Genomic DNA, 22,011 nt, shown 5'->3' on the forward strand with positions numbered 1-22,011 from the left:
AATCCGTGCTCCAATATATCCGTCCGCGCTAGTCGGACGAAACGGTTCTGCGATGCAGGCTGTTCTGCTCAAGATACCGGGAGGCTCCAGGAGTGTTTCAACTCAACGAAGAGGGGATACACCATGCCTGCTTTCACATTTGAGAAAATTTCGCCGCCGGTTGACGGCGGCCCCATCGCGCCGGTCGCCAACAAGAAGCAGCGCGGCGTGGTCGTGCAGATCCTCGACCGGCTTGCGGAAGCGCGCGTCAAGCGGTCCTTGAAGCGAGAAAAGGGTGTGATCGCCCGCAATCGGCGCAGACCACGCGATTAGAGTTTCAATTCACCTTGCGCAGCAGGAGGCTGCTCCAGCCTTCGATGCGAATGTGCCGCACCGGCACCAGGCCGCGGTCGCGATAGGCGGCGATGACGCCGGGCGCCTGATGCGTCAGCAAGCCCGACAGAATGACCAGCGCCGATGGCGCCAGATGCTGCCTCATTGGCGCTGCCAGTTGCCGCAATGGATTGGCGAGAATATTCGCCAGCACAAGGTCGAACGGCGCGGCTTTCGCGAATTGCGGGGCCGAGAAGCCGGTGGCGCGGACCGCCTGCACCAGATGTCCCGCCACGTTCAGCCGCGCATTTTCGCGGGCGACCTGTACCGAGGGCGGATCGATATCGCTTGCCAGCACCTTTTCATGAAGCGCCCTGGCTGCGGCGATCGCCAGCACGCCGGTGCCGGTGCCGAGATCGAGCACGCGGCGGGGACGCCAGGCTTTCAGGACATGATCGAGCAGCAGCAGGCAGCCGCGTGTGGTGCCGTGGTGGCCGGTGCCGAATGCGAGCGCCGCCTCGATTTCGATGCCAATCTTGTTGGCCGCGATCCTTTCGCGATCATGCTGGCCGTGGACCACGAAGCGCCCGGCTGGCACGGGGACGAGGTCTTCGAGGCTGGCCTTGACCCAATCCTTGGCCTCGACGGTGTCGAAGGCGATGCCCTCTGCGACTTCCGTACCGGCCGCATTGGTCACGAGTTCGCGGACCAGGGCCTGATCGGGCGGCTCGGCAAAATGCGCCGTGACGTCCCATCGGCCATCCGGCCGTTCGAACGCGGCGATCGCGGCCTGGCCTTCAAAGAAATTTTCGGTCAGGGCATCGACGACGCCCTTGGCGGTGTGCTCGTTACCGATTGCAAAACTGACGCAGTGCGTAGGGGCGATGGAAGTCATTGAAAGACCTGGAGAAACGGGAAATGGCGCGAGGGATGGCACCGCCGTGAACGGTCTCGGCACCAAACTCAGCACGAACTTCGATATCATCAGCACTTCGCTGAAGTAACCGCCCATTTCGGGGGCCCGGGCGCGCAAGCCGGTCCCGTCATTTTTGGGCTGGAGTTGGCGCGCGCCATCTCCACCGCTTATCCACAGGCGGGCGTGGAGGTTGCCAGCCCGTTATCCGCGGAAGCATACCGATGCTTTCCACAGGCGCGGTGGCAAGGTTTCCACAGCCGCCGCGGCAGGTTTCCACAGCCGCCGCGGTGATTTTTCGACAGCCAATCCACAGGCTTCTCCGGTCATTATCCACCGGGTTTACACACCTTGTCCCCATCCAGCCGCATGCGTGAGCGGCTCCGTATACCTGCGATTGCCGCATCCCCAGATAGTTCCCTCCACTAAGATGCGACGCCGATCCCGGCGTTGCGCCTTGCGCGTTCCATCAGCCTATCCGAACAGCGCGCGGTGATCGCCGAGGATGGTCCGCGCGGCGTTGTGGCCGGGGGCGCCGGTGACGCCGCCGCCGGGGTGGGCCCCTGAGCCGCAATGATAGAGGCCCTTCAGGGGACCACGATAATCGGCATGGCCCAGCATTGGCCGCGCCGAGAACAATTGGTTGAGCGTCAGGGCGCCATGAAAGATGTCGCCGCCGAGCAGGCCGAATTGCCGCTCGAGGTCGAGCGGCGACAGCACCTGGCGGCCGATCACGCTTGCCGCAAAGCCGGGCGCGAATTTATCCACCGTCGCTATCATGAGGTCGGCGACCTCTTCGCGATGGTCGTCCCATGATTTTCCGTCCGGCAATTCCGGCGCGACATGCTGGCAGAACAGGCTCGCGACATGCCGGCCCTCCGGCGCGAGCGAGGAGTCGAGCGTCGAGGGGATCAGCACTTCGACCACCGGCTCGCGGCTCCAGCCATGGGCACGCGCGTCCTGCCAGGCGCGGTCCATGTAGTCGAGGCTGGGCGCAAGGATGATGCCGGCGGTCAGATGGTCGCCGGCGCCGGGCAACGCGGTAAAGGAAGGCAGGGCGTTCAGCGCGACATTCATCCGGAAGGTGCCGGAACCGTTGCGCCAGCGCGAGATGCGTTCGAGGAATTCGGGCGCCAGCGCGCCCGGCGGCACGAGCCGCGTATACAGCAATTTCGGATTGACGCCGGAGACGACGTATTTCGCGCGGACGGTCTCGCCATTGTCGAGGACGACACCCGCCGTGCGCCCGCCCTCGACGATCACTTCGCGGACGCCGGCTTCCGTTTCGATCTCGGCGCCGTGCCCGCGCGCTGAGCGCGCCATCGCCTGCGTGATCGCGCCCATGCCGCCGATCGCGTGGCCCCATACGCCCTTCTTGCCGTTCACCTCGCCGAACGCGTGGTGCAGCATCACATAGGCGGAGCCGGCCGCGTAGGGGCTGGCGTAATTGCCGACGATGGCATCGAAACCGAACAGCGCCTTCACCAAGTCGTTCTCGAAACGCTCGTCGAGCATCTCGCCGGCCGAGCGTGTGAACAGGTCGAGCAGACTGCGCTGCTGCTCCAGCGAAAGCTTGCGCAGGATGCTGGCGCTGCCCAGCGCGTTGAAGGCTTCGCGGATCGCGCCGATGCCGAACCCCTCGACGATGTTCGGCGGCGCGCGCAGCACGAATTGCCGCAGCACGTCGGCGATAGCCTCCAGCTCGCGCGAGAAAGTATCGATCGCGCCGGCATCGCGCTGGCTGAGTTTTTCAACCGACTGCCGGGTGCGGCCCTCGCCGGTCAGGAGATAGCTGCCGTCAGGCGCGGGCAGAAAATTCTGTGCGCGGCGTTCGACAATGCGCAGGCCGTGTTCGGCGAGCTTCAGGTCGGCAATGATCTGCGGGTTGAGCAGGCTGACGGTGTAGGCGGCCACCGAATTGCGGAAGCCGGGATGGAATTCCTCGGTCACGGCGGCGCCGCCGATCACCTTGCGGCGCTCGACCACCTTTACGCGCAGTCCGGCCATCGCGAGATAGGCCGCGCAGGTGAGGCCGTTATGCCCCGCACCGATGATGATGACGTCCGTCTCGTTCATGCCAGCTTCAACTTCAAGAAGGTTTGATTAGTGTGGATCCGTCATTCCGGGATGGTCCGAAGGACCAGACCTCAGGGGTGCAATTGCACCCCGGGGAATCTCGAGATTCCACAATGTGCAATTGCAGATTGGGGTTCGATGCTGCGCATCGCCCCGGAACGACACTTCTTATCCCGCATTGCTCGCCGTGTCGCCCTATGCTCCATTGCGCCCCTCCGGCGGCCCTGCCGGGGATCCCGCCACCGGCACCCGCCGGTTTCCAGCCGGAGTTTTGATGACTTCTACCGATATGTCCGTTTCAGCGGACCAACCTTCCGAAAGTCGGAACCGGCTGGTCCTGGTCGTCTACACCGCCGCGATCTTCGTCAGCGCGCTGCTGCTATTTTCGGTGCAGCCATTGTTCACCAAGATGGTGCTGCCGCGGCTCGGCGGCTCGCCGGCGGTTTGGTCGGTGGCGATGGTGTTCTTCCAGTCGCTGCTGCTCGGCGGCTATGCCTATGCTCATTTTCTGATGCAGCTCCGCAATCGTACGCTTCCCGTGGCGATACATCTGGCGCTGCTCGCAGTTGCGATGCTGACGTTGCCGCTGTCGATCGCGAGCGGGTGGGGCGATCCGCCGACTTCAGGCTATGCGCTCTGGCTGCTCGGTCTGTTTGCAGTGTCGATTGGGCTGCCGTTCTTCGCACTCGCCGCCAACAATCCGCTGCTGCAGGCCTGGTTCGTCCGTACCGGCCACCCCAACGGCCCTGACCCGTACTTCCTCTACGCTTCCTCGAATATCGGCAGCTTCCTGGCGTTGTTGTCCTACCCGGTTCTGTTGGAGCCGATGTTCACGCTGCGCACCCAAAACCTGATCTGGGCCGGCTGTTATGGCCTCTTGATCGTGCTGATCGCAACCTGCGGCGTGTTGCTGCTGCGCTCGCCGGCGAAGGCGGCGGAACTGAACTTGGCGCCCGACGATCGCGAGGTGCCGGCGCCGTCATGGATCTTGCGCGCCCGCTGGATATTCCTCGCGGCCGTGCCGTCGGGGCTGCTTATCGCAGTAACAGCCCATATTTCCACCGACGTCGCCGCAGCGCCGCTATTGTGGGTGCTGCCGCTGTCGCTCTATCTCCTGACCTGGGTGCTGGTGTTCCAGTCACGCCCGCTGTTGCCGCACAAGTTCATGCTGATGCTGCAACCGTTGGCGATCATGGGGGTGATCCTGCTGTTGGCGATAGGCGGCGAGCAGAACCTGTTGCTGACACTCGGCGGCCACCAGCTTTGCTTCTTCGTCATTGCGATGGCCTGTCATGGCGAGTTGGCGCGCACCCGCCCCGCCGCGAAATATCTCACTGGTTTCTATGTCGCGCTGTCGTTCGGCGGCATGATCGGCGGACTGTTCACGGGGCTAATCGCGCCGTTCACGTTCTCCTGGGTCGCGGAATATCCGATCCTGGTGGCGCTGGCGGTGCTGTGCCGGCCGCCGGCCGACGAGCGGTGGCCGCAATGGACCCGCTGGTTCTGGCCCCTGCTGGCCATCGCTGCGGTGGCGCTGATCGCGCCGTCCTACAGCAGCGGCAAAATTTTCACATGGCTGGATACCAATCGAGTCTACGTGGTAGGCGCAGTTGCGGTCCTCTCGATGATATTGGCGATCCTGCTCAAGGCGGATCGCTGGAAGCTGACCGCCGTGGTGACGTTGGCGCTGGTGCTGATCCGGATGTATCCCCCCGACGAGGGGCGCGTGGAGACGGTGCGCAGCTTCTTCGGCGTCCACAAGATCGTGGTCACGCCGAACGGCCAGTATCACGTGCTGATGCACGGCACCACGATCCATGGCGCCGAGAAATTCAAGAACGACGACGGCACGCCGGTCACCGGCCAGCCGGAGCCGATCACCTACTACTACAGGGACGGCGGCATCGGCCAGGCGATCAGGGCTATCCGGGAACGCAAGGGCGCGCCGCTGCGCGTGGCCGTAATCGGGCTCGGCTCCGGCACGCTGGCCTGCGCCTCGGAGCCCGGCGAGGAATGGAAATACTTCGAGATCGACCAGACGATGGTCGATACCGCGCGCGACCCGAAATATTTTACCTATATCCAGGTCTGCGAGCCGAACATGCAGCCCGTGATCGGCGATGCGCGGCTCACCTTCGCGCGTGAGCCCGACGGCGTCTATGACCTGATCATCGTCGACGCCTATTCGTCGGATGCGATCCCGGTTCACTTGGCGACCGAAGAAGCCATGGAAATCTACAAGTCCAAGCTGGCGCCGCAGGGGGCGGTCGTGATGCACGTCTCCAACCGGCATCTGGAGCTGTCGAGCGTCGTCGTCGGCATCGCCGACGCCAACGACTTGAAGAGCTGGGTCTACAGCGAGGATTCCGGGCGCGACAGCGAATACATCTTCTCGACCTCGGTCGTGGTCTCGGCGAGGGAAGAGACTGACGTCGGCAAGCTGGCATCGTCGGAGCAATGGGCGCTGACGGAAGCCAGGGAAAACCAGCGGGTCTGGACCGACGATTATTCCAACGTGCTGGGCGCGGTATGGCGGCGGTTTAGAAAAGGCGAGGAGTAAGCGAGTTGCAGCCGGGCAGGGTCGGCCTATGATCATGGTCTGCCCTGAACCGATGGAGCGACGATGGCCAATTTCACTCCCGTATCGGCCGCGATCGGCGGCGCCCTGATCGGGCTTTCCGCCGTCCTGTTGATGTTGTCGACCGGCCGGATCGCCGGGATCAGCGGTATCTTCAGCGGGCTATTGAATTTGCGCGGCGAGGACAAGGGCTGGCGTATCGCCTTCGTCGGCGGGCTCATTCTGGCGCCTATCCTCGCTGGCCTGATCGGTTACGGGATGGAGCAACCCAAGCTGCCGTCGAACTGGGCTGTTATTGTCGTGGCGGGCCTGCTGGTCGGATTCGGAACGCGGCTCGGCGGCGGCTGCACCTCCGGTCACGGTATCTGCGGCATAGGGCGGCTGTCTCCGCGGTCGATCGCCGCCACCATCGTTTTCATGGTGATGGCGATCATCACCGTCGCGATCACGCGTCATGTGTTGGGAGGTTAAGCCATGTGGATCATCGCTCCGCTGTTGTGCGGCCTGATCTTCGGCGCGGGCCTGCTGATTTCAGGCATGGTGCAGCCGACCAAGGTCTTAGGTTTTCTGGACATCTTCGGCGCGTGGGATCCGAGCCTCGCGGTGGTGATGGCTGCGGCGCTCGCGGTGTCGGTGCCGGGCTTCATGCTGGCGGGTCGCCGTTCGCGGCCGTGGCTTGCCGGGCAATATTTCTGGCCGGGCAAGTCGGGGATCGATTCGCCGCTGGTTACGGGCGCCGCGCTGTTCGGAATTGGATGGGGCCTTGTCGGACTATGCCCAGGGCCGGCTCTGGAGAGCCTGGCGACACTGTCTCCCGGCGTCATCGTCTTCGTCGTTGCGATGGCCGCCGGCATGATAGCTCACGATGCCTGGCAACAGTCGCGGCTGACGGCGCAACGCGAGCCCCTGCTGGCGCGTGCGACGGACGGCTGAGATGCCGGCAGCGGACGTCCTGCGACCACGATGAAGTCGCCGGCTAATCCTGGTAGGTAGACAGCCCGCGCTGCTGATAATACGGGCGCGGCTGCTGGTAATAGCCCTGCGGCGCCGGCGCGTAGCCGCGGTTGTCGTAATATTGCTGCGGCTGTTGCTGCTGATAGGCTTGGGTGTCGTAGACGCGGCGGCTCGGCGGCGCCGGATAGCGCGCTTCGTTCGACGTACCATCGGCGGGATAGATGTAGCCGTCGTCGGCCCGGGCCTGCGGCGCGACGCGCTGCTGTTGCGGCGTGATTACGACGGGATCGCCGGCAGCGCCATATTGCTGCTCATACTGTGGCAGCGGCGCGCGGCGCGCGACGGCGGTGTTGCCGCGCGGCCGCGGATTGCGCGCCAGCGCGACCTGGGACGAGCCGGTCAGCGTTACCGTGGTGTTGAGAACGCCTTGCTCCTTGACCAGCGCATAGAGCTTCGCGGCATTGTCGCGCGACAGCCGCACGCAGCCATGCGAGGCCGGGCTGCCAAGGCGGTTGACGGAATCCGTGCCGTGAATGGCGTGGCCGATCTTGGTGAAGAAGATCGAGTGCGGCATCGGCGCCTCGTCGAACTCCTTGGAATAGTGGTCTTCCTCCATCCGGAAGGCGCGGAAGCTGCCGTTCGGCGTTTCGTAGGAGGGAAGGCCCGACGATACCGGCCACCGGTACTGCTCGACGCCGTCGACGGCGACGGTCATCTGCTGATTGTCCTTATCCACAGTGATGGCGACTTTGGCTTGGGCGGGGCCCGCGGCAAACAGCGTCAGGGCGGCGACGGCAATGAGGAAGGAACGCATTTTACCTTTGGCCTCCAGGCCTCTGTACTAAAACGCCGGCTCTCCGTCCCCGGCATCACTATGCCCGGAAACCGCTACTGGTTCCAGTGGCCTGCACTTGCAATCGTTAACGCCCCCCGCGGCGCAAACAAGGCAGCAGGACGGCGCGGGGCTGCTGTGACGCTGACTTTTTCGCGAGCGGTGTTCTCGTCGGATGTGAGTTGGGAGCGTTATCGATTGGGCCGTCATTCCGGGATGGTCCGTTAGGACCAGACCTCAGATGCGCAATTGCGCATCGGGGAATCTCGAGATTCTCGGATGTGCAATTGCACATCCTAGTTCGCTGCGCGCCCCGGAATGAGGCTGCGCGTCAGTTCTTCAGACGGTAACCGGTCCGAAAAATCCACCACACCAGGGCCATGCAGATGGCGAGGAAGCCGAGCGTCATGCCGAGGCTCAAGGCCACGCTGACGTCGGCGATCTCGTAGAAGCTCCATCGGAAGCCCGAAATCAGATACACTACCGGATTGAGCAGCGTGACGGTGCGCCAGCCCGACGGCAGCATGTTCACCGAGTAGAAGCTGCCGCCGAGGAAGGTCAGCGGCGTCACGATCAGCATCGGGATCATCTGCAGCTTTTCGAACCCGTCGGCCCAGATGCCGATGATGAAGCCGAACAGGCTGAAGGTCACCGCCGTCAGCACCAGGAAGGTCAGCATCCACCAGGGGTGATGGATATGCAGCGGCACGAACAGCGCTGCGGTCGCCATGATGATCAGCCCGAGGATGATGGATTTGGTCGCGGCTGCGCCGACATAGCCGATCACGATCTCGATATAGGAAACCGGTGCCGACAGGATTTCGTAGATGGTGCCGACGAATTTCGGGAAGTAGATGCCGAACGAGGCGTTGGCGATGCTCTGCGTCAAGACCGACAGCATCACCAGCCCGGGCACGATGAACGTGCCGTAGCTGACGCCCTCGACCTCGGTGATGCGGGAGCCGATCGCGGCCCCGAACACCACGAAATAGAGCGAGGTGGAGACCACCGGCGAAACAATGCTCTGCAGCAGCGTGCGCCAGGTGCGGGCCATTTCGAACAGATAGATGGCGCGGATCGCACGGTAATTCATGGCGCCCTCACCAGGCTGACGAAGATGTCTTCCAGGGAAGACTGGCGGGTATCGAGGTCCGAGATGCGAATGCCGGCATTGCGGAGATCGTTGAGCAGGCTGGTGATGCCGGTGCGGTCGCCCTTGGTATCGTAGTCGTAGATCACTGCGTGGCCGTCGTCGGACAGTTCGAGATTGTAGGCGGCGAGCGAGGCGGGGATCGCGTCGATCCTGCCTTGCAGATGTACTTTCAATTCCTTCTTGCCGAGCTTGTGCATCAGCCCGGCCTTGTCCTCTACCAGGATGATCTCGCCTTTGTTGATGACGCCGATGCGGTCGGCCATCTCCTCAGCTTCCTGAATGTAATGCGTGGTCAGGATGATGGTGACGCCGGAGGCCTGCAGCCCGCGCACCACATCCCACATGCCCTTGCGCAATTCGACATCGACGCCCGCGGTCGGCTCGTCGAGGAACAGGATCTGCGGCTCGTGCGACAGCGCCTTCGCAATCATCACGCGGCGCTTCATGCCGCCGGACAGCGTGATGATCTTGGAATCCTTCTTGTCCCACAGCGACAGGTCCTTCAGCACTTTTTCGATGTGCGCGGGATTCTTCGGCTTGCCGAACAGGCCGCGGCTGAAGCTGACGGTCGCCCATACGGTCTCAAAGGAGTCGGTGTGCAGTTCCTGCGGCACCAGCCCGATCAGCGAGCGCGCGGCGCGATAATCCCGGTTGATGTCATGGCCGCCCACCATAACGTTGCCCTCGCTCAGATTGGCGATGCCGCAGATGATGCTGATCAACGTGGTCTTGCCGGCGCCGTTCGGCCCGAGCAGCGCAAAAATCTCGCCGCGTTTGATGTCCAGATTGATGTTGTTCAGCGCCTTGAAGCCGGAGCCGTAGGTCTTTGAAAGATTTGAGACGGATATGATGGGGGGCATCGCGAGCATGGCAGTCTGAAAACGGATATGGGCGACGACACAGCGGCGCTTTCGGCCGGATCGACGCGGGGGAGGGGTGGGAACCGGGAGATAGGAACGCTGTGCTACTTATGCAATCGCATGGGGAAAAATTATCGCTCCTACACCCGCTCCACGAAACTATCGACCACCTTCTTCTCGCCGGCCTTTTCGAACGCGATCGTCAGCTTGTTGCCGTCGATTTTCACCACATGGCCGTAGCCGAATTTCTGGTGAAACACGCGATCATCCAGCGAGAATTCCGAAACGGTGCCGGTGGATTTTGCCACCAGCTCGCCTTCGATCACCAGCGGGCCACGCTTGTTGCGCGAAAAGCCGCCGCCTGAGAAGGCATCGCTGCGCGAGCCTGAAAATGACGATTGACCTTCTTCAAAACCGCTGCGCGCCTGTCCGCTGCGGCCAGCCTGGCCGCGGTTGCGGTTGGCCTGCGCGCGCTGCCAGCCCGGCGTGGCGTAGCTGGAGCCGAAGGATTCGACATTGTCGAAGCGCGACGGGCCGTAGCCGCCGGCGCCGCCCCAGCCGGAGCCGCCCTTGGATTCCGTGATCTCGACATTGGCCGGCGGCAGTTCGTCGAGGAAGCGCGACGGGATCGTGGTCGACCACGTGCCGTGAATGCGGCGGTTGGTGGCGAAATAGAGCTTTGCGCGGCGGCGCGCGCGTGTCAGGCCGACATGGGCCAGCCGCCGCTCTTCTTCGAGGCCGGCGCGGCCCTGTTCGTCGAGCGTGCGCTGGCTCGGAAACAGGCCTTCCTCCCAGCCCGGCAGGAACACGTTGTCGAACTCCAATCCCTTGGCCGAGTGCAACGTCATCAGCGACACCGCTTCGTCCTCGGCGCCGCCGTCGCGGTCCATCACCAGCGAGATATGTTCGAGGAACCCTTGCAGGTTCTCGAACTCTTCCATCGAGCGCACCAGTTCCTTGAGGTTGTCCAGCCGGCCCGCGGCATCGGCCGAGCGGTCCTTCTGCCACATCTCGGTATAGCCGCTCTCGTCGAGGACGATTTCGGCGAGCTCGGTGTGCGCGGTCACCTCGCGCTGGGCGCGCCAGCGGTCGAATTGCAGGATGAGGTCGCGCAAGCTTCCGCGCGCCTTCGGCTTCAATTCGTCGGTTTCGACCACGGCGCGGGCGGCCTCGAATAGCGGGATGCGCCGCTTGCGGGCGTGGTCGTGCAGCAACTGCACGGTGGCGTCGCCAAGCCCGCGCTTCGGGACATTGACGATGCGCTCGAAGGCGAGATCGTCGGCCGGCGAATTGATCACGCGCAAATAAGCCAGCGCATCGCGGATTTCGGCGCGCTCATAGAACCGCGGACCGCCGATGACGCGGTAGGGCAGGCCGAGCGTGACAAAGCGATCTTCGAACTCGCGCATCTGGAACGAGGCCCGCACCAAGATCGCGACCTCGTTGAGGTTCTCGCCCGCGCGCTGCAGCTCCTCGATCTCCTCGCCGATGGCGCGGGCTTCCTCTTCCGAATCCCAGGAGCCTGTTACGGTGACCTTTTCGCCGTCGACATCCTCGGTGCGCAGCGTCTTGCCGAGCCGGCCTTCATTGTGCGCGATCAGATGTGATGCAGCGGCGAGGATATGGCCGGTGGAGCGGTAATTGCGCTCGAGGCGGATGACCTTCGCGCCGGGAAAATCGTGCTCGAAGCGCAGGATGTTGTCGACCTCGGCGCCGCGCCAGCCATAGATCGACTGGTCGTCGTCGCCGACGCAGCAGATGTTTTTTGGCGGCGTCTGTGATTGGGACGGCGTCATTCCGGGATGCGCTGAAAGCGCAGACCCGGAATCTGGAGCTGAGTCCTCTTTACTTCTAGATTCTTCGATGTGCGATTGCACATCGGAGTTCACGCCTTCGGCGTGCCCCGGAATGACGGGAGTGTCGGTGTGCCCCGGGATGATCGCCGAGAGCGGAACGCCCGGCCGCGACGGTGCCTGCGACAGCAGTCGCAGCCAGAGATACTGAGCGACGTTGGTGTCCTGATATTCGTCGACCAGAATGAACTTGAACCGGCTCTGGTACTGCCGCAGCACATCGGGGTTTTCACGAAACAGCCGGATGTTCTCCAGCAGCAGATCGCCGAAATCGGCGGCGTTGAGAATCTTCAGCCGCTCCTGGTAGCTGGCGTACAGCTTGCCGCCCTTGCCGTTGCCGAACATCGCGGCTTCGCCTGACGGTACCTGGCTGGGTGCCAGGCCGCGGTTCTTCCAGCCGTCGATCAACCCGGCCAGCATGCGCGCCGGCCAGCGCTTGTCGTCGATGCTCTCGGCCTGCAGCAATTGCTTCAAGAGCCGCACCTGATCGTCGACATCGAGCACGGTGAAATTGGATTTGAGCTGCACCAGCTCGGCATGGAAGCGCAGGATGCGTCCGCCGATCGAGTGAAAGGTGCCGAGCCACGGCATGCCCTCCACGGCCTGGCCGAGCATCTGGCCAAGCCGCAGCTTCATCTCGCGCGCCGCCTTGTTGGTGAACGTCACCGATAGGATTTCATGCGGCCGGGCGCGGCTCTGGCTCAGGATGTGGGCGATGCGCGTGGTCAGCACGCGGGTCTTGCCGGTGCCGGCGCCGGCCAGCACCAGAACCGGCCCATCCAGCGTCTCGACCGCCTCGCGCTGCTCCGGATTGAGCCCGTTGAGATATTGCGGACCGGCCGCGGCCCGCGCACGCGCGGCGATGCCGCCAGCCGCAGGCTGGTGCTCGGGGACGCCGCGATGGGGCAGTTTGTTCGGCTCGGTCATTCTCGAATCGTGTTGGCCCCACGATGGCACCGTGAGGCGGTAAAGGGGAGCCTTCTTAGCAGGGATTGAAGGCCATATAGGGCCTGTCCGGCCGTTTTGACAGGTTTTATCCGATCGCGTTTGCAGGCCTGATCTCAGGGCTTTGCTGCGATTTTGTTCCGCTTAAATCGACAAATTTCGCGATTTTGCGGCCCGGAACCATCATTCCCGGCCCGGATTGGTCCTGCAGGCGATGCGCGACGCGTCAGCCGCCGCCATCGCAAGAGCAACAGCCAATCGAAGTCATGCTGAGCTGGGTCGTTACGTTTCTGATCATTGCGTTGATCGCGGGTGTTCTGGGCTTCGGCGGCATCGCCGGTGCCTCCGTGAAAATCACCAAGGCGATCTTCTTTATAGCCGTGATCCTGTTTCTGATCTCGGCGGTGGTCGGATTGGTGCGCGGACGCAGCAATGTCTAGCGACCGGATGGCTATCTCTGGGGCATCGCGACCTTGCGGCCGATGCCTTCGGGCCGCGGCACGGCTGCATGGGACTCCCCCACCGCCTGGATGCGCGCGCGAATGTCCGGCGGAAAGGCAGCAACCTTCCGCTGCGTCATGTCCATATGGAGCGTCATGTTTTCCGAGGTGGCGGAGAGCCAGCCTTCGGTGGCGTGGCGCAGTTCCTCGAACGTATGCAGCCGCTTCTCGTCGCTGTCGAGCAGGTAGATTGTAACCTGTACGGGATCGCCAAGGTGAATCTCGCGTATGTAGCGTACATGGCATTCGGCGGTGAAGGTCGAGCAGTGACGTTCCTTCATGTAGGCCGGTCCGATCCCGAGCTGCAGCCACATTTCGTCGATCGCGCGGTCCATCATGACGTTGTAATAGGCCATGTTGAGGTGGCCATTATAGTCGATCCATTGCGGCTCGATCTGCATCACCGACGACAGGAACGGGGCGGGCGGCAGCGGCATCGTCTTCAGGCGGTCGCCGGCGGCGGCAGCAGCGGTGTTCATCATCCATCCCTTTGTTTTTGCGGGTCTCTTGACCCCCCTTATATCCTTTGCCACGGTCCGCTCAAATCCGGAGGAATTGGCGTGGCGACGACGATATCGGGTAGTGTGAAGCGGCCGGAGCCGCAGGCGCTGGCAAGCGCGGTGGAGGCGCTGGCGGCGCGATTCGGCAACCGGCTGATCACCTCGCAGGCGGTGCGCGAGCAGCACGCCCATACCACCACCTGGCTGCCGACGCAGCCGCCCGACGCGGTGGTGATGGCGCAGGAAACCCAGGACATCCAGGACGTGGTGCGGATCTGCGCCAAACAGAGCGTTCCCGTGATCGCCTTCGGCACCGGCACGTCGCTGGAGGGCCAGGTCAACGCGCCGGCCGGCGGCGTCTGCATCGATTTGCGCGACATGAACCGGATTCTCGAAGTTCATGCCGAGGATCTGGATTGCGTGATCCAGCCAGGCGTCACCCGCAAGGCGCTGAACGAGCATCTGCGCGACCAGGGATTGTTCTTCCCGATCGATCCCGGCGCCGACGCGTCGCTCGGCGGCATGGCTTCGACGCGCGCCTCCGGCACCAACGCGGTGCGCTACGGCACCATGCGCGACAATGTACTGGCGCTCAAAGTCGTGCGCGGCGACGGCGAGATCATTACGACCGGCACGCGAGCGAAAAAATCGGCGGCCGGTTACGACCTGACGCATCTGTTCGTCGGCGCCGAAGGCACGCTCGGCATCATCTCCGAACTCACCATGAAGCTGCGCGGCATTCCTGAGACGATCGCAGCCGCCGCCTGTTCGTTCGAGACGGTGCGCGGCGCCTGCCAGGCTACCATACTGGCCATCCAGACCGGCATTCCGCTGGCGCGGATCGAGCTGCTCAACGCCGAGCAGGTCCGCGCCTGCAATGCCTATTCGAAGCTGACCTTGCCGGAGACGCCACTGCTGCTTCTGGAATTTCATGGCAGCGAGGTCGAGGTGGCCGAGCAGTCGAGGAATTTCAGCGAGATCGCCAAGGAATGCGGCGGCGGCGATTTCACCTGGACCACCAAGCCCGAGGACCGCACAAAACTCTGGCAGGCGCGGCACGACGCCTATTGGTCTGTCAAGGCACTGCGCCCCGGCGCGGGGGTGGTGGCGACCGACGTCTGCGTGCCGATCTCAAGGCTGGCTGATTGCGTCACCGAGACCGAGGACGACCTGAGGCGGCTCAATTTGCTGTCGCCGATCGTCGGCCATGTCGGTGACGGCAATTTCCACTGCTCGCTGGTCTGCGACGTCGACAACAAGGAAGAAATGGCGCGCGGTGAAGACTTCATGCACCGCCTGGTCGAACGGGCGCAGTCGATGGGCGGCACCTGCACCGGCGAGCATGGCATCGGGCAGGGCAAGCAGAAATACCTCGAGGCCGAGCTCGGCCCCGCGGCGATCGACGCCATGCGCGCGCTGAAGCAGGCGCTCGATCCGCAGAACATTTTCAATCCCGGAAAGATCGTGCCGGTGGGGTAGGGGAACGCGTTAACGCGGAGCGGACGTCAGCGGCGAGGCACCTTCATCGAAAGGATGTTGTTTCCGCTTCCTTGACAACCCAGTCAACAAACAGCGCGACACGCCGGTCATTCGCCAGCGCGGCAGGCCAGCGGATGATGTGCGCCTTGCTGGATGTCATATCCCAGTTTGACGACACGACGCGGCAAAGCCGCTTTTCCGCGAGTGCATCATGAACAAGCAAAGACCTGGCTAGAACGACGCCGCTGCCCTGCAAGGCGGCAGCGATTGCCGTACCGAGATTATCGAAGCGAAGCCCGGCCTGAACCGGAGCCGTGACGCCCAGCCGCTCGAACCACACCGGCCACGACCATTCCGCGCCGTCGTTCCGGCCAACGAGGCCCTTGTGCAGTACTGGTAAAGTGCCGAGCACGTGCGGCTCCCGCAATGGCCGCCCACGCGGCAGCAGAGACGGGATCGCAACCGGGAAAACCATCTCGTCGAACAGCAGGCGCTGGGTCGATGTGGCGCGCGCGCCAACTTTGGGAAGCCATCGGATCTGCACGTCGAGATCGAGGGCGCGCGCCTGAACATCGCTTTCGATGATGCAAAGTTCGATCGCAATATCGGGATATGCGGACGCAAACGCCGTCAGACGCCGCACCAGCCAGTAGTTCGCAAGGGCGGAGCCTAGTCCGATCTTGAGTGTCAGCGGCTGCACCGACGCACGCGAGCGGGCGCGTAGCTCTGCCATCTCGTCAAGCATCCGCCCGAGTCCCTCGGCCAAGGTAACGCCAGCCGCGGTCGGCAACAGACCGCCCCCTGTACGATCAAGCAACCGCGCGCCCACAAAGCCCTCAAGTTTCTTCAGTCGATGGCTGATCGCGCTCTGTGTGAGCCCCAGCTCACCGGCCGCGAGCGTCATGCTGCGATGGCGCAGCGCCGCGTCGAACGCAATCAGGCCATCAAAAGGGGGAAGAGCACGCATGCCAGCACTATGAAGGATATTCATGGCGATGTGAACAATTGGCGTTGGCAAAAAGCGGCAATCCACGACACGAGTAGCCGTCACGCAGATCAGTGCTCGCACGACGACACAGCCAACAAAGATGACACAGCCAACAAATATGTCCGACAGCGGCTCCGGTCGGCCTGCACAATCCATGATGCCGGCCCTGCTCTTAGGGATGGCGGCTTTCCTCACCAACTTTGATGTGACGGCGGTGGTCATCGCGTTGCCGACGGTCGCGCGTGAACTCGGGTTCGACATTGCTGGATATGCTTGGGTCATGGATGCCTACAGTTTGGCCTTCACAGCTTGCTTGTTGTTTGCCGGGGCGTTGGCGGATCGGTATGGACGACGGCGGGCGATGCTTGTTGGCAATGGCATCTTTGCTCTCGCGTCTTTGGCGTGCGGGATGGCATGGGACGGACCGACGCTATGGGGCGCTCGCGCACTGCAGGGGATCGGGGCTGCATTCATCGTGACTGGCGGCTTCGCCCTGATCGCCAGTGTCTATGTGCAAGCAAAGGCGCGCACAGACGCGTTTGCGTTGCTTGGTGTCATGTCCGGCGTCGCCATGGCGCTTGGTCCGACGATTGGCGGACTTGTCTCATCGTGGATCGGCTGGCGCTGGATTTTCCTCATCAACTTGCCAGCCTGCGCTTTGGTCGCGTGGGGCGTACCGCGGCTGGTCGCGGAAGCGCGTCAGGCGGTGCCCCGGCCGCTCGACATCCTGGGCGTCGTATTGTTTACCTCCGCGCTTACCGCGCTTGTCGAGGCACTGTTACATGGCCGCACGTCGACGTCACATATGGTGGCGGGTCTCGCGCTAAGTGCGGTGTTTCTAGCTGTATTCGGCATACAGCAGAGAAGCCGTGGCGACCCGATCCTCGATCCCGGCATATTCGTTCAGCGGGCCATGATCGGAATTGCGATCCTCCTGTGCGCCGTGTCGATCGGCTACTGGGCGATCCTCGTCTACTTGCCACTCTTCTTTGCTGCCGCTTTCGACTGGTCCTCGGAAGTGGCCGGCATCGCGCTGCTGACGGCCACGCTGCCGATGCTGTTCCTGCCGCCATTGGGCTGCCGGCTCGTCGATCGTCTAGGATGGCGGCTTCACTTCGCCTTGGCGCTCGCGATTTTGGCCGCCGGCAATGCCACCATTGTGATCGCGCTGATCCTAGATAGTTCAGCGCCGCCACTAATTCCGACTTTCTGCGGGATTGTTGCTATTGGGGTCGGCGTCGCTTTGGCTCACCCGCAACTGTCCGGTGCGGCCGTGTCGCTTGTGCCGCCGGATCTTGCTGGCCTGGCATCTGCCGTGACAGTCGTCATGCGCCAAGCCGGCTTCGCGGTCGGCATCGCAGTTCTCGGCGCGATGCTTCATATCCAGGGATCGGCGATCAGCTACATCTGCCTGTTCTCGGCGGCGGCAATGGCATCAGCGGCGGGACTGGTCGCGGCGCTCGTCTTGCTGCCCGCACCAGCAGCCGCGTCAAAAAAGTAGCAGCGCCAGGAATGTCAGAATCTGAAACCGCAGGTGGCGGTCGAAGTCCTGCAACGACGTTCTTCGCTCAAGGGTTGTACATTGTGGCGGCAATCGCAGTTTGGTTCCAAACATAGCCTCGTTTCACCACAGCGCCGCCCGACTTAAACATCGTCGCGCCCGAAGTTCCCTCTTCAGCTTGGTTCCGCAACATGTGTTGCGTGTGTCGTGCGTGATGAGGTGCGTTGATGCGTTTTGTTTCCTGGGGGATTGTTGCGGCTTGTGGTTTTTTACTGACAGTACCGGCGGCCAAGGCTGCCGATTTTCGTGTTCCGGACCTGCCTTCGCCCCACTACAACTGGACCGGATTTTATGCGGGCGTTTACGGCGGCGGAGCGTATGCGGCATGGGCCGCCGATTACTGCCGAAATGGTGCTTGCCGTCATGCGGAGGGGCAGGCGGGCGGCTTCGCCGTCGGCGTCTACGGCGGCTACAACTATCAGTTCGCCAACCGTTTCGTGATCGGCGGTGAATTCGATTGGGGCAAGTCCACCTCGTCACAGGACGAACTCGTCTTTGGCGACAGCGCGCTGCTGTCGAGGTTCGGCGCGTTCGGCTCCGCTCGCCTGCGCGCAGGCTATGCGTTCGACCGCCTGCTGGCGTTCGGTGCGGTCGGTGTCGGCGTGGCCAGCATCAGCAACGGCTATCGCTATACGGTTCAGAGGGGCTGCGATACCCTGGAGCAGGCTATCTGGGACGAGCAAGTCAAGGCCGGGCTGATCGCGGGCGTGGGCATCGAATATGCTTTCACCAAGCATTTCGTCGCCCGCGGTGAATATCTCTACGCCGATTATGGCAGCGTCACACTGTCCAGCCGGGACCGCACGCGGGCTGAATTCCGCAACGAGATGCATTTCGTGCGCGTGGGCGCCAGTTATCGGTTCTGATACTTCGCTCAATATGGTCCGGTAGCGATCGGCTGCCGGATCGTCGGCGTCTCCAGGCGCTTTATTGGAAGTGCGGCGCGGTGATCGCCTTGCGGATCGCCGCGAGCGGCGCGGCGTCGTCGAACTCAATGTCTTCGCCGATCTGCTTCAATCCGAGGTCGCGCCATAGCGCAGCAAGATCTGGCGTCACCGGCCTCGGTCCCATCTCATCGTGAAGCCGGGTCAGCACGTCGACGCCGACGGCTTTGTCCGCGGTTGCAAGAATGCGCTCGATCGGCCAGTCCTGCTCGTGATTGCCGCCGGCGGCGAGCACGCCACGCATCGCGTCCTGCAAGCCGAGGCGGTTACTGGTGCGCTTGCGGATTTCGATATCGGCGAGCAGGCAGAACATCGCGCCGCCCCAGTACTTCCGTCCCCAGGTGCCGGTATTGTCGAGGCCCTCATCGCCGGCCTGCGGCAGCCCCTTCGGCATGTCGCGCATCATCGCCTGCCAGATTTCCCGCGCCGTGAGGTCGCCGGCCTGCACCCGCGCGACCGGCTCGACATAGACAGCCAGTCCCTCCGACAGCCACGCGTAGCGGTCGGGCATGTTGGGCAGGGCGGTATGCACCATCTCGTGCACCATCACCCAGTCGCGCCGCAAGACATCCTCGGTGGAATCGCGGCCGAAGGGAATCCGAATGGCGGCGCCGCGATAGCCCCACGTCGTGCCGCCGCGGATGCGGGCGCCGTCGACGGGCACCAATAGCAGTCGCAGCGAATTGACGGGAAGCCGCCCGTAATAGGTCGTGACGGCGCGGGCCGACATCCTGATCCAGTCGAGCAGTTTTTCCCTGGGCAGCGTGATCTCGCCCGGCGCGAACGCGACATTGATGGTGCCACCGGGTACTTCAAGATCGGTCCTGGGCAGCCGGTCGAACGCGTCGTACGGCATGCGGCCGCCGCGCATATATTCCGATTGCGCGTCGGCGCGGAACGATATGGCGCTTGCCAGCATCGCAGCGGCGACGGCGGCGGCAACGATCCAGCGAAAGGCGCTGGCGGTTTTCATCGGAGCACGCTTTGCACCGCGGCCGACCGATGCTCGCCGGTGCCTTGCGCGATGAACGCGGCGACCTGTTCGTGGAGATCGTCAAGCATGGCGGCCAGCAAGGCCTCGCCCTTGGCCGCTGTCGCCCGTGTCGGATCGCCATAGCTGCCGGATCGGCTGTAGTTCGGCGAATTCGGATCCGACGGCGTCAACGCGCCCGGCGTCTCCTGTTTCAGGCCGGGGCTGGCTTCGGCGCGGGTCATGTCGACCAGATGCGGCGCCAGCGCCAGCATCAACGACGTTTCCAACTCGTCGGCATGGCTGCCATGGCTCTGCTCCGCCAATTGCTTGGCCACGCGGGGATAGCGCGGGCCTTCGTGGATCCACAAATGCCTGATCCGCGTGTTCTCAAGACGTGCCAGTGCGCGATCGACCGGGGCCAAGGTGCTGATCCCGGTGTTGAGCACGAGCAGCTTTCGGCATCCGCCGCCGAGAATCTGCCCGGCAATCTCGCGCACGAGGGCCTCAAAGGTCGAAATCGACAGGCTGCTGCTGCCCGCATAGTCGACGAAGGCGGGGTAATGGCCATAGGTCAGCGTCGGCCAGATCAGCGCGTCGATCCTTTCCGCGATGCTGCCCGCGAGCCATTCGGCCTGAATGCGGTCGGTATTGAGGGGGAGGTGAAAGCCGTGCTGCTTGGCGGCGGCGCCGATCGGCAATATCGCCACCGCGCCAGCACTGATGCGCCGTGCGACTTCGTCCCAATGCATGCGCTCGATGAAATGGCGATCGGTGTCCGTTCCCATTCGCCGAGCGCTCCCCCTTCACGAGCCGACGGAAACATCCGTCAAAAGTCCTGCGGTGATCCAGCCGTGCAGATAGCCCGCGCCGCGGCCCGCCGCGCTGTCGGGGTCGTCATAGGTCGCGAGCATTTCGCATAGCACGCCGAAGGGAATGCCGTTCGCGGCCTCGTCCCACATCATCGCCTCTTCTGTCGGAAGTTCGCGGAACATCGGCGTGACGTCCTGACGCCAGATCAGGAGATGCGCGGGCTGCTCCAGTTCGGTCGTGTCCGGCGGTGTTTCGTCGTTCTTGAGCGCGAGCCAGATCGCGGCCGCATTGGTCGCAAGGTCGAGCCTGGATGCGCTCGGATGCGGCCGGAATCGGAGACCCGACCATGCTTCGGGCGCAAAGCCCGCCATGTCGCGCAGTTCGACGACCTTGCCTTCCGCGGCGTCGAAGGCGTCATTGAGCGCCTTTTCGAGCGCGGCGAGATCGGACAGCACGGGGTGCTCGGAGTAAGGCGCGGTCGATTTCAGGAACTCCGGCAGGCCTTGCGAGAACCAGCGCAGGTTCGGGTGCCCGGACGGGCGCGCCTTGACGTATGCGTGCCCCATCTCGTCGAACATTTCGTCGCCGAGATAAAGATGCAGCAGCTCATGGTCGTTGCGCATTGTCTCGACCAGCCGCGAGCCGTAGGCATAGCGATAAACCCCGAAAAGCGCTTCACGCTTCTCGCGGGGGCTGTCGAGAATTTGAGCCAGCACCGTGTCGTCGCCATCAAGGATGCCGCGCTGAAACTCAGCCTGCTGTCGCGCGAAGTCGCTCATTCCGCCTGCTTTGCCGGCAAAACTTTGTCCGCCATCTCGCGGGTCCTGACAACCTCGAGCAGAAGTTCGTCGAGCGGCGGAATGTTGTCGTCGCGCTCGATCATGGTCGAGACCCGGCCGAAGCGTTTCAACGCCGCGGCATAGAGGTCCCAGACATCCTCGCACACCGGATGGTCGTGGGTGTCGATGATATGGGTGCCCATGTGGCTGTGGCCGGCCATGTGAAACTGCACCACGCGATCTGCCGGAATTCCATTGAGGAAAGTCATGGGATCGTAGCCGTGGTTGAAGGCGCTGACATAGACGTTGTTGACGTCGAACAACAGCCAGCACCCGGCGCGTCGCGACAACTCGGACAGGAATTCCCATTCCGTCATTTCGGAATTGCTGAACTGGACATAGGTCGAGACGTTTTCGAGCACGATGGCGCGGCCGAGGAAATCCTGCACCAGTTGGACGCGGCTGACGACGTGGTCGAGCGCTTCCCTGGTGTAGGGGATCGGCAAGAGATCATGCAGGTTCTTGCCGTGGACGCCGGTCCAGCAGAGATGGTCCGATACCCACTTCGGCTCGACGCGTCGCGCGAGGTCCTTCAGGGCTTGCAGATATTCGAAATTCGGCGGTGCGGTGGAGGCGATCGACATCGACACGCCGTGCATCACCACGGGGTAGCGTTCGCAGATGCGATCGAGCGTGCGCAGCGGCTGGCCGCCGGGCAGCATGTAGTTTTCGCTGATCACTTCGAACCAGTCGATCGGCGGATTGCCGCTGAGAATCTCGTCGTAATGCTGGTGACGCAGGCCGAGACCGAAGCCGAGGAAGGGCGGCTTGCCCGATTTCACCGTACGGTCTGCACGCGCCGCCGCCGAACTGTCTGGCAATCTGCTTGCGACGTTCATCTCGTCTCCGCTCCACCGCCAAAACGAGGCTGCGTGCCTCAAACTATGCCATCAACCTAGCATGGATACGAGGCCCGGCCTACACCGGGCCTCGATCGAGCC

The 22,011-nt window shown here is 63.3% G+C and carries 20 protein-coding genes; 8 read left to right on the forward strand and 12 right to left on the reverse strand.

Annotation, left to right across the window (positions count from 1 at the left end):
- Window positions 1-123: 123 nt before the first annotated feature.
- Window positions 124-312, forward strand: coding sequence for a hypothetical protein (locus tag GWE18_RS20080; protein WP_275187430.1), 189 nt, complete (start codon window positions 124-126; stop codon window positions 310-312).
- 4 nt (window positions 313-316) lie between these two features.
- Here the strand turns inward: GWE18_RS20080 and GWE18_RS20085 are convergent, their stop codons facing one another.
- Both GWE18_RS20085 and GWE18_RS20090 read right to left on the reverse strand, forming a co-directional pair.
- Complete coding sequence (locus GWE18_RS20085) at window positions 317-1,207, reverse strand: 50S ribosomal protein L11 methyltransferase (protein ID WP_275187431.1); 891 nt, start codon at window positions 1,205-1,207, stop codon at window positions 317-319.
- A gap of 492 nt (window positions 1,208-1,699) precedes the next feature.
- A complete protein-coding gene (locus GWE18_RS20090) occupies window positions 1,700-3,301 on the reverse strand; it encodes an NAD(P)/FAD-dependent oxidoreductase (RefSeq protein WP_275187432.1) in 1,602 nt (533 codons plus the stop codon).
- A 274-nt stretch (window positions 3,302-3,575) separates the two neighbouring features.
- Here GWE18_RS20090 and GWE18_RS20095 point away from each other — a divergent pair, with 274 nt between their 5' ends.
- The 3 genes from GWE18_RS20095 (at window position 3,576) to GWE18_RS20105 (ending at window position 6,812) form a co-directional block, all read left to right on the forward strand.
- A complete protein-coding gene (locus GWE18_RS20095; RefSeq protein WP_275187433.1) occupies window positions 3,576-5,861 on the forward strand; it encodes a fused MFS/spermidine synthase in 2,286 nt (761 codons plus the stop codon).
- Window positions 5,862-5,924: 63 nt separating this feature from the next.
- Complete coding sequence (locus GWE18_RS20100) at window positions 5,925-6,350, forward strand: YeeE/YedE family protein (RefSeq protein ID WP_275187434.1); 426 nt, start codon at window positions 5,925-5,927, stop codon at window positions 6,348-6,350.
- Between the two features lie 3 nt (window positions 6,351-6,353).
- Window positions 6,354-6,812, forward strand: a complete 459-nt coding sequence (locus tag GWE18_RS20105; protein ID WP_275187435.1) for a DUF6691 family protein — start codon at window positions 6,354-6,356, stop codon at window positions 6,810-6,812.
- Window positions 6,813-6,855: 43 nt separating this feature from the next.
- On the opposite strand, the gene GWE18_RS20110 is transcribed toward GWE18_RS20105, so the two are convergent.
- From GWE18_RS20110 to GWE18_RS20125, 4 genes are all read right to left on the reverse strand, one after another.
- Window positions 6,856-7,647: a L,D-transpeptidase family protein gene (locus GWE18_RS20110; RefSeq protein ID WP_275187436.1), complete on the reverse strand. Its 792-nt coding sequence runs from the start codon at window positions 7,645-7,647 to the stop codon at window positions 6,856-6,858.
- 349 nt (window positions 7,648-7,996) lie between these two features.
- Entirely contained in the window at window positions 7,997-8,758 is a 762-nt protein-coding gene (locus GWE18_RS20115; RefSeq protein WP_275187437.1) for an ABC transporter permease, read from the reverse strand.
- Window positions 8,755-9,678 carry an ABC transporter ATP-binding protein gene (locus tag GWE18_RS20120; protein ID WP_275187520.1) on the reverse strand — a complete coding sequence of 308 codons (924 nt, stop codon included), beginning with the start codon at window positions 9,676-9,678 and terminating at the stop codon, window positions 8,755-8,757. Before GWE18_RS20120 ends, GWE18_RS20115 begins: the two co-directional genes overlap by 4 nt.
- 140 nt (window positions 9,679-9,818) lie before the next feature.
- Window positions 9,819-12,458, reverse strand: coding sequence for a UvrD-helicase domain-containing protein (locus GWE18_RS20125; RefSeq protein ID WP_275187438.1), 2,640 nt, complete (start codon window positions 12,456-12,458; stop codon window positions 9,819-9,821).
- Between the two features lie 284 nt (window positions 12,459-12,742).
- On the opposite strand from GWE18_RS20125, the gene GWE18_RS20130 reads away from it, so the two are divergent.
- A complete protein-coding gene (locus tag GWE18_RS20130) occupies window positions 12,743-12,916 on the forward strand; it encodes a DUF1328 domain-containing protein (protein WP_275187439.1) in 174 nt (57 codons plus the stop codon).
- Between the two features lie 11 nt (window positions 12,917-12,927).
- Here GWE18_RS20130 and GWE18_RS20135 read toward each other — a convergent pair whose 3' ends face one another.
- Window positions 12,928-13,413 (reverse strand): thioesterase family protein, encoded by a 486-nt coding sequence (locus GWE18_RS20135; protein ID WP_275187521.1) that lies wholly within the window; start codon window positions 13,411-13,413, stop codon window positions 12,928-12,930.
- 123 nt (window positions 13,414-13,536) lie between these two features.
- Here GWE18_RS20135 and GWE18_RS20140 point away from each other — a divergent pair, with 123 nt between their 5' ends.
- The gene (locus GWE18_RS20140) at window positions 13,537-14,955 is read left to right on the forward strand and encodes an FAD-linked oxidase C-terminal domain-containing protein (RefSeq protein ID WP_275187440.1); all 1,419 of its coding nucleotides are present in this window, start codon (window positions 13,537-13,539) and stop codon (window positions 14,953-14,955) included.
- Window positions 14,956-14,998: 43 nt separating this feature from the next.
- Here the strand turns inward: GWE18_RS20140 and GWE18_RS20145 are convergent, their stop codons facing one another.
- Window positions 14,999-16,099: a LysR substrate-binding domain-containing protein gene (locus GWE18_RS20145; protein ID WP_275187441.1), complete on the reverse strand. Its 1,101-nt coding sequence runs from the start codon at window positions 16,097-16,099 to the stop codon at window positions 14,999-15,001.
- Here GWE18_RS20145 and GWE18_RS20150 point away from each other — a divergent pair.
- Both GWE18_RS20150 and GWE18_RS20155 read left to right on the forward strand, forming a co-directional pair.
- On the forward strand, window positions 16,098-17,444 hold the full coding sequence (locus GWE18_RS20150) for an MFS transporter (RefSeq protein ID WP_275187442.1): 1,347 nt from the start codon (window positions 16,098-16,100) through the stop codon (window positions 17,442-17,444). The two genes, GWE18_RS20145 and GWE18_RS20150, sit on opposite strands and share 2 nt — an antisense overlap.
- Window positions 17,445-17,671: 227 nt before the next feature.
- The gene (locus GWE18_RS20155) at window positions 17,672-18,370 is read left to right on the forward strand and encodes an outer membrane beta-barrel protein (RefSeq protein WP_275187443.1); all 699 of its coding nucleotides are present in this window, start codon (window positions 17,672-17,674) and stop codon (window positions 18,368-18,370) included.
- A 61-nt stretch (window positions 18,371-18,431) separates the two neighbouring features.
- On the opposite strand, the gene GWE18_RS20160 is transcribed toward GWE18_RS20155, so the two are convergent.
- Genes GWE18_RS20160 through GWE18_RS20175 form a run of 4 tightly spaced genes read right to left on the reverse strand, consistent with a single transcriptional unit; the run spans window position 18,432 to window position 21,909 of the window.
- Window positions 18,432-19,421 (reverse strand): hypothetical protein, encoded by a 990-nt coding sequence (locus tag GWE18_RS20160; RefSeq protein ID WP_275187444.1) that lies wholly within the window; start codon window positions 19,419-19,421, stop codon window positions 18,432-18,434.
- A complete protein-coding gene (locus GWE18_RS20165; protein ID WP_275187445.1) occupies window positions 19,418-20,206 on the reverse strand; it encodes a creatininase family protein in 789 nt (262 codons plus the stop codon). Before GWE18_RS20165 ends, GWE18_RS20160 begins: the two co-directional genes overlap by 4 nt.
- Before the next feature lie 18 nt (window positions 20,207-20,224).
- Window positions 20,225-21,010, reverse strand: a complete 786-nt coding sequence (locus tag GWE18_RS20170) for a DNA-binding domain-containing protein (RefSeq protein WP_275187446.1) — start codon at window positions 21,008-21,010, stop codon at window positions 20,225-20,227.
- Entirely contained in the window at window positions 21,007-21,909 is a 903-nt protein-coding gene (locus GWE18_RS20175) for a DUF692 domain-containing protein (protein ID WP_275187447.1), read from the reverse strand. Before GWE18_RS20175 ends, GWE18_RS20170 begins: the two co-directional genes overlap by 4 nt.
- Window positions 21,910-22,011: the final 102 nt, after the last annotated feature.

Source organism: Bradyrhizobium sp. CSA112 (genome assembly GCF_029051645.1).
Lineage (GTDB): Bacteria > Pseudomonadota > Alphaproteobacteria > Rhizobiales > Xanthobacteraceae > Bradyrhizobium.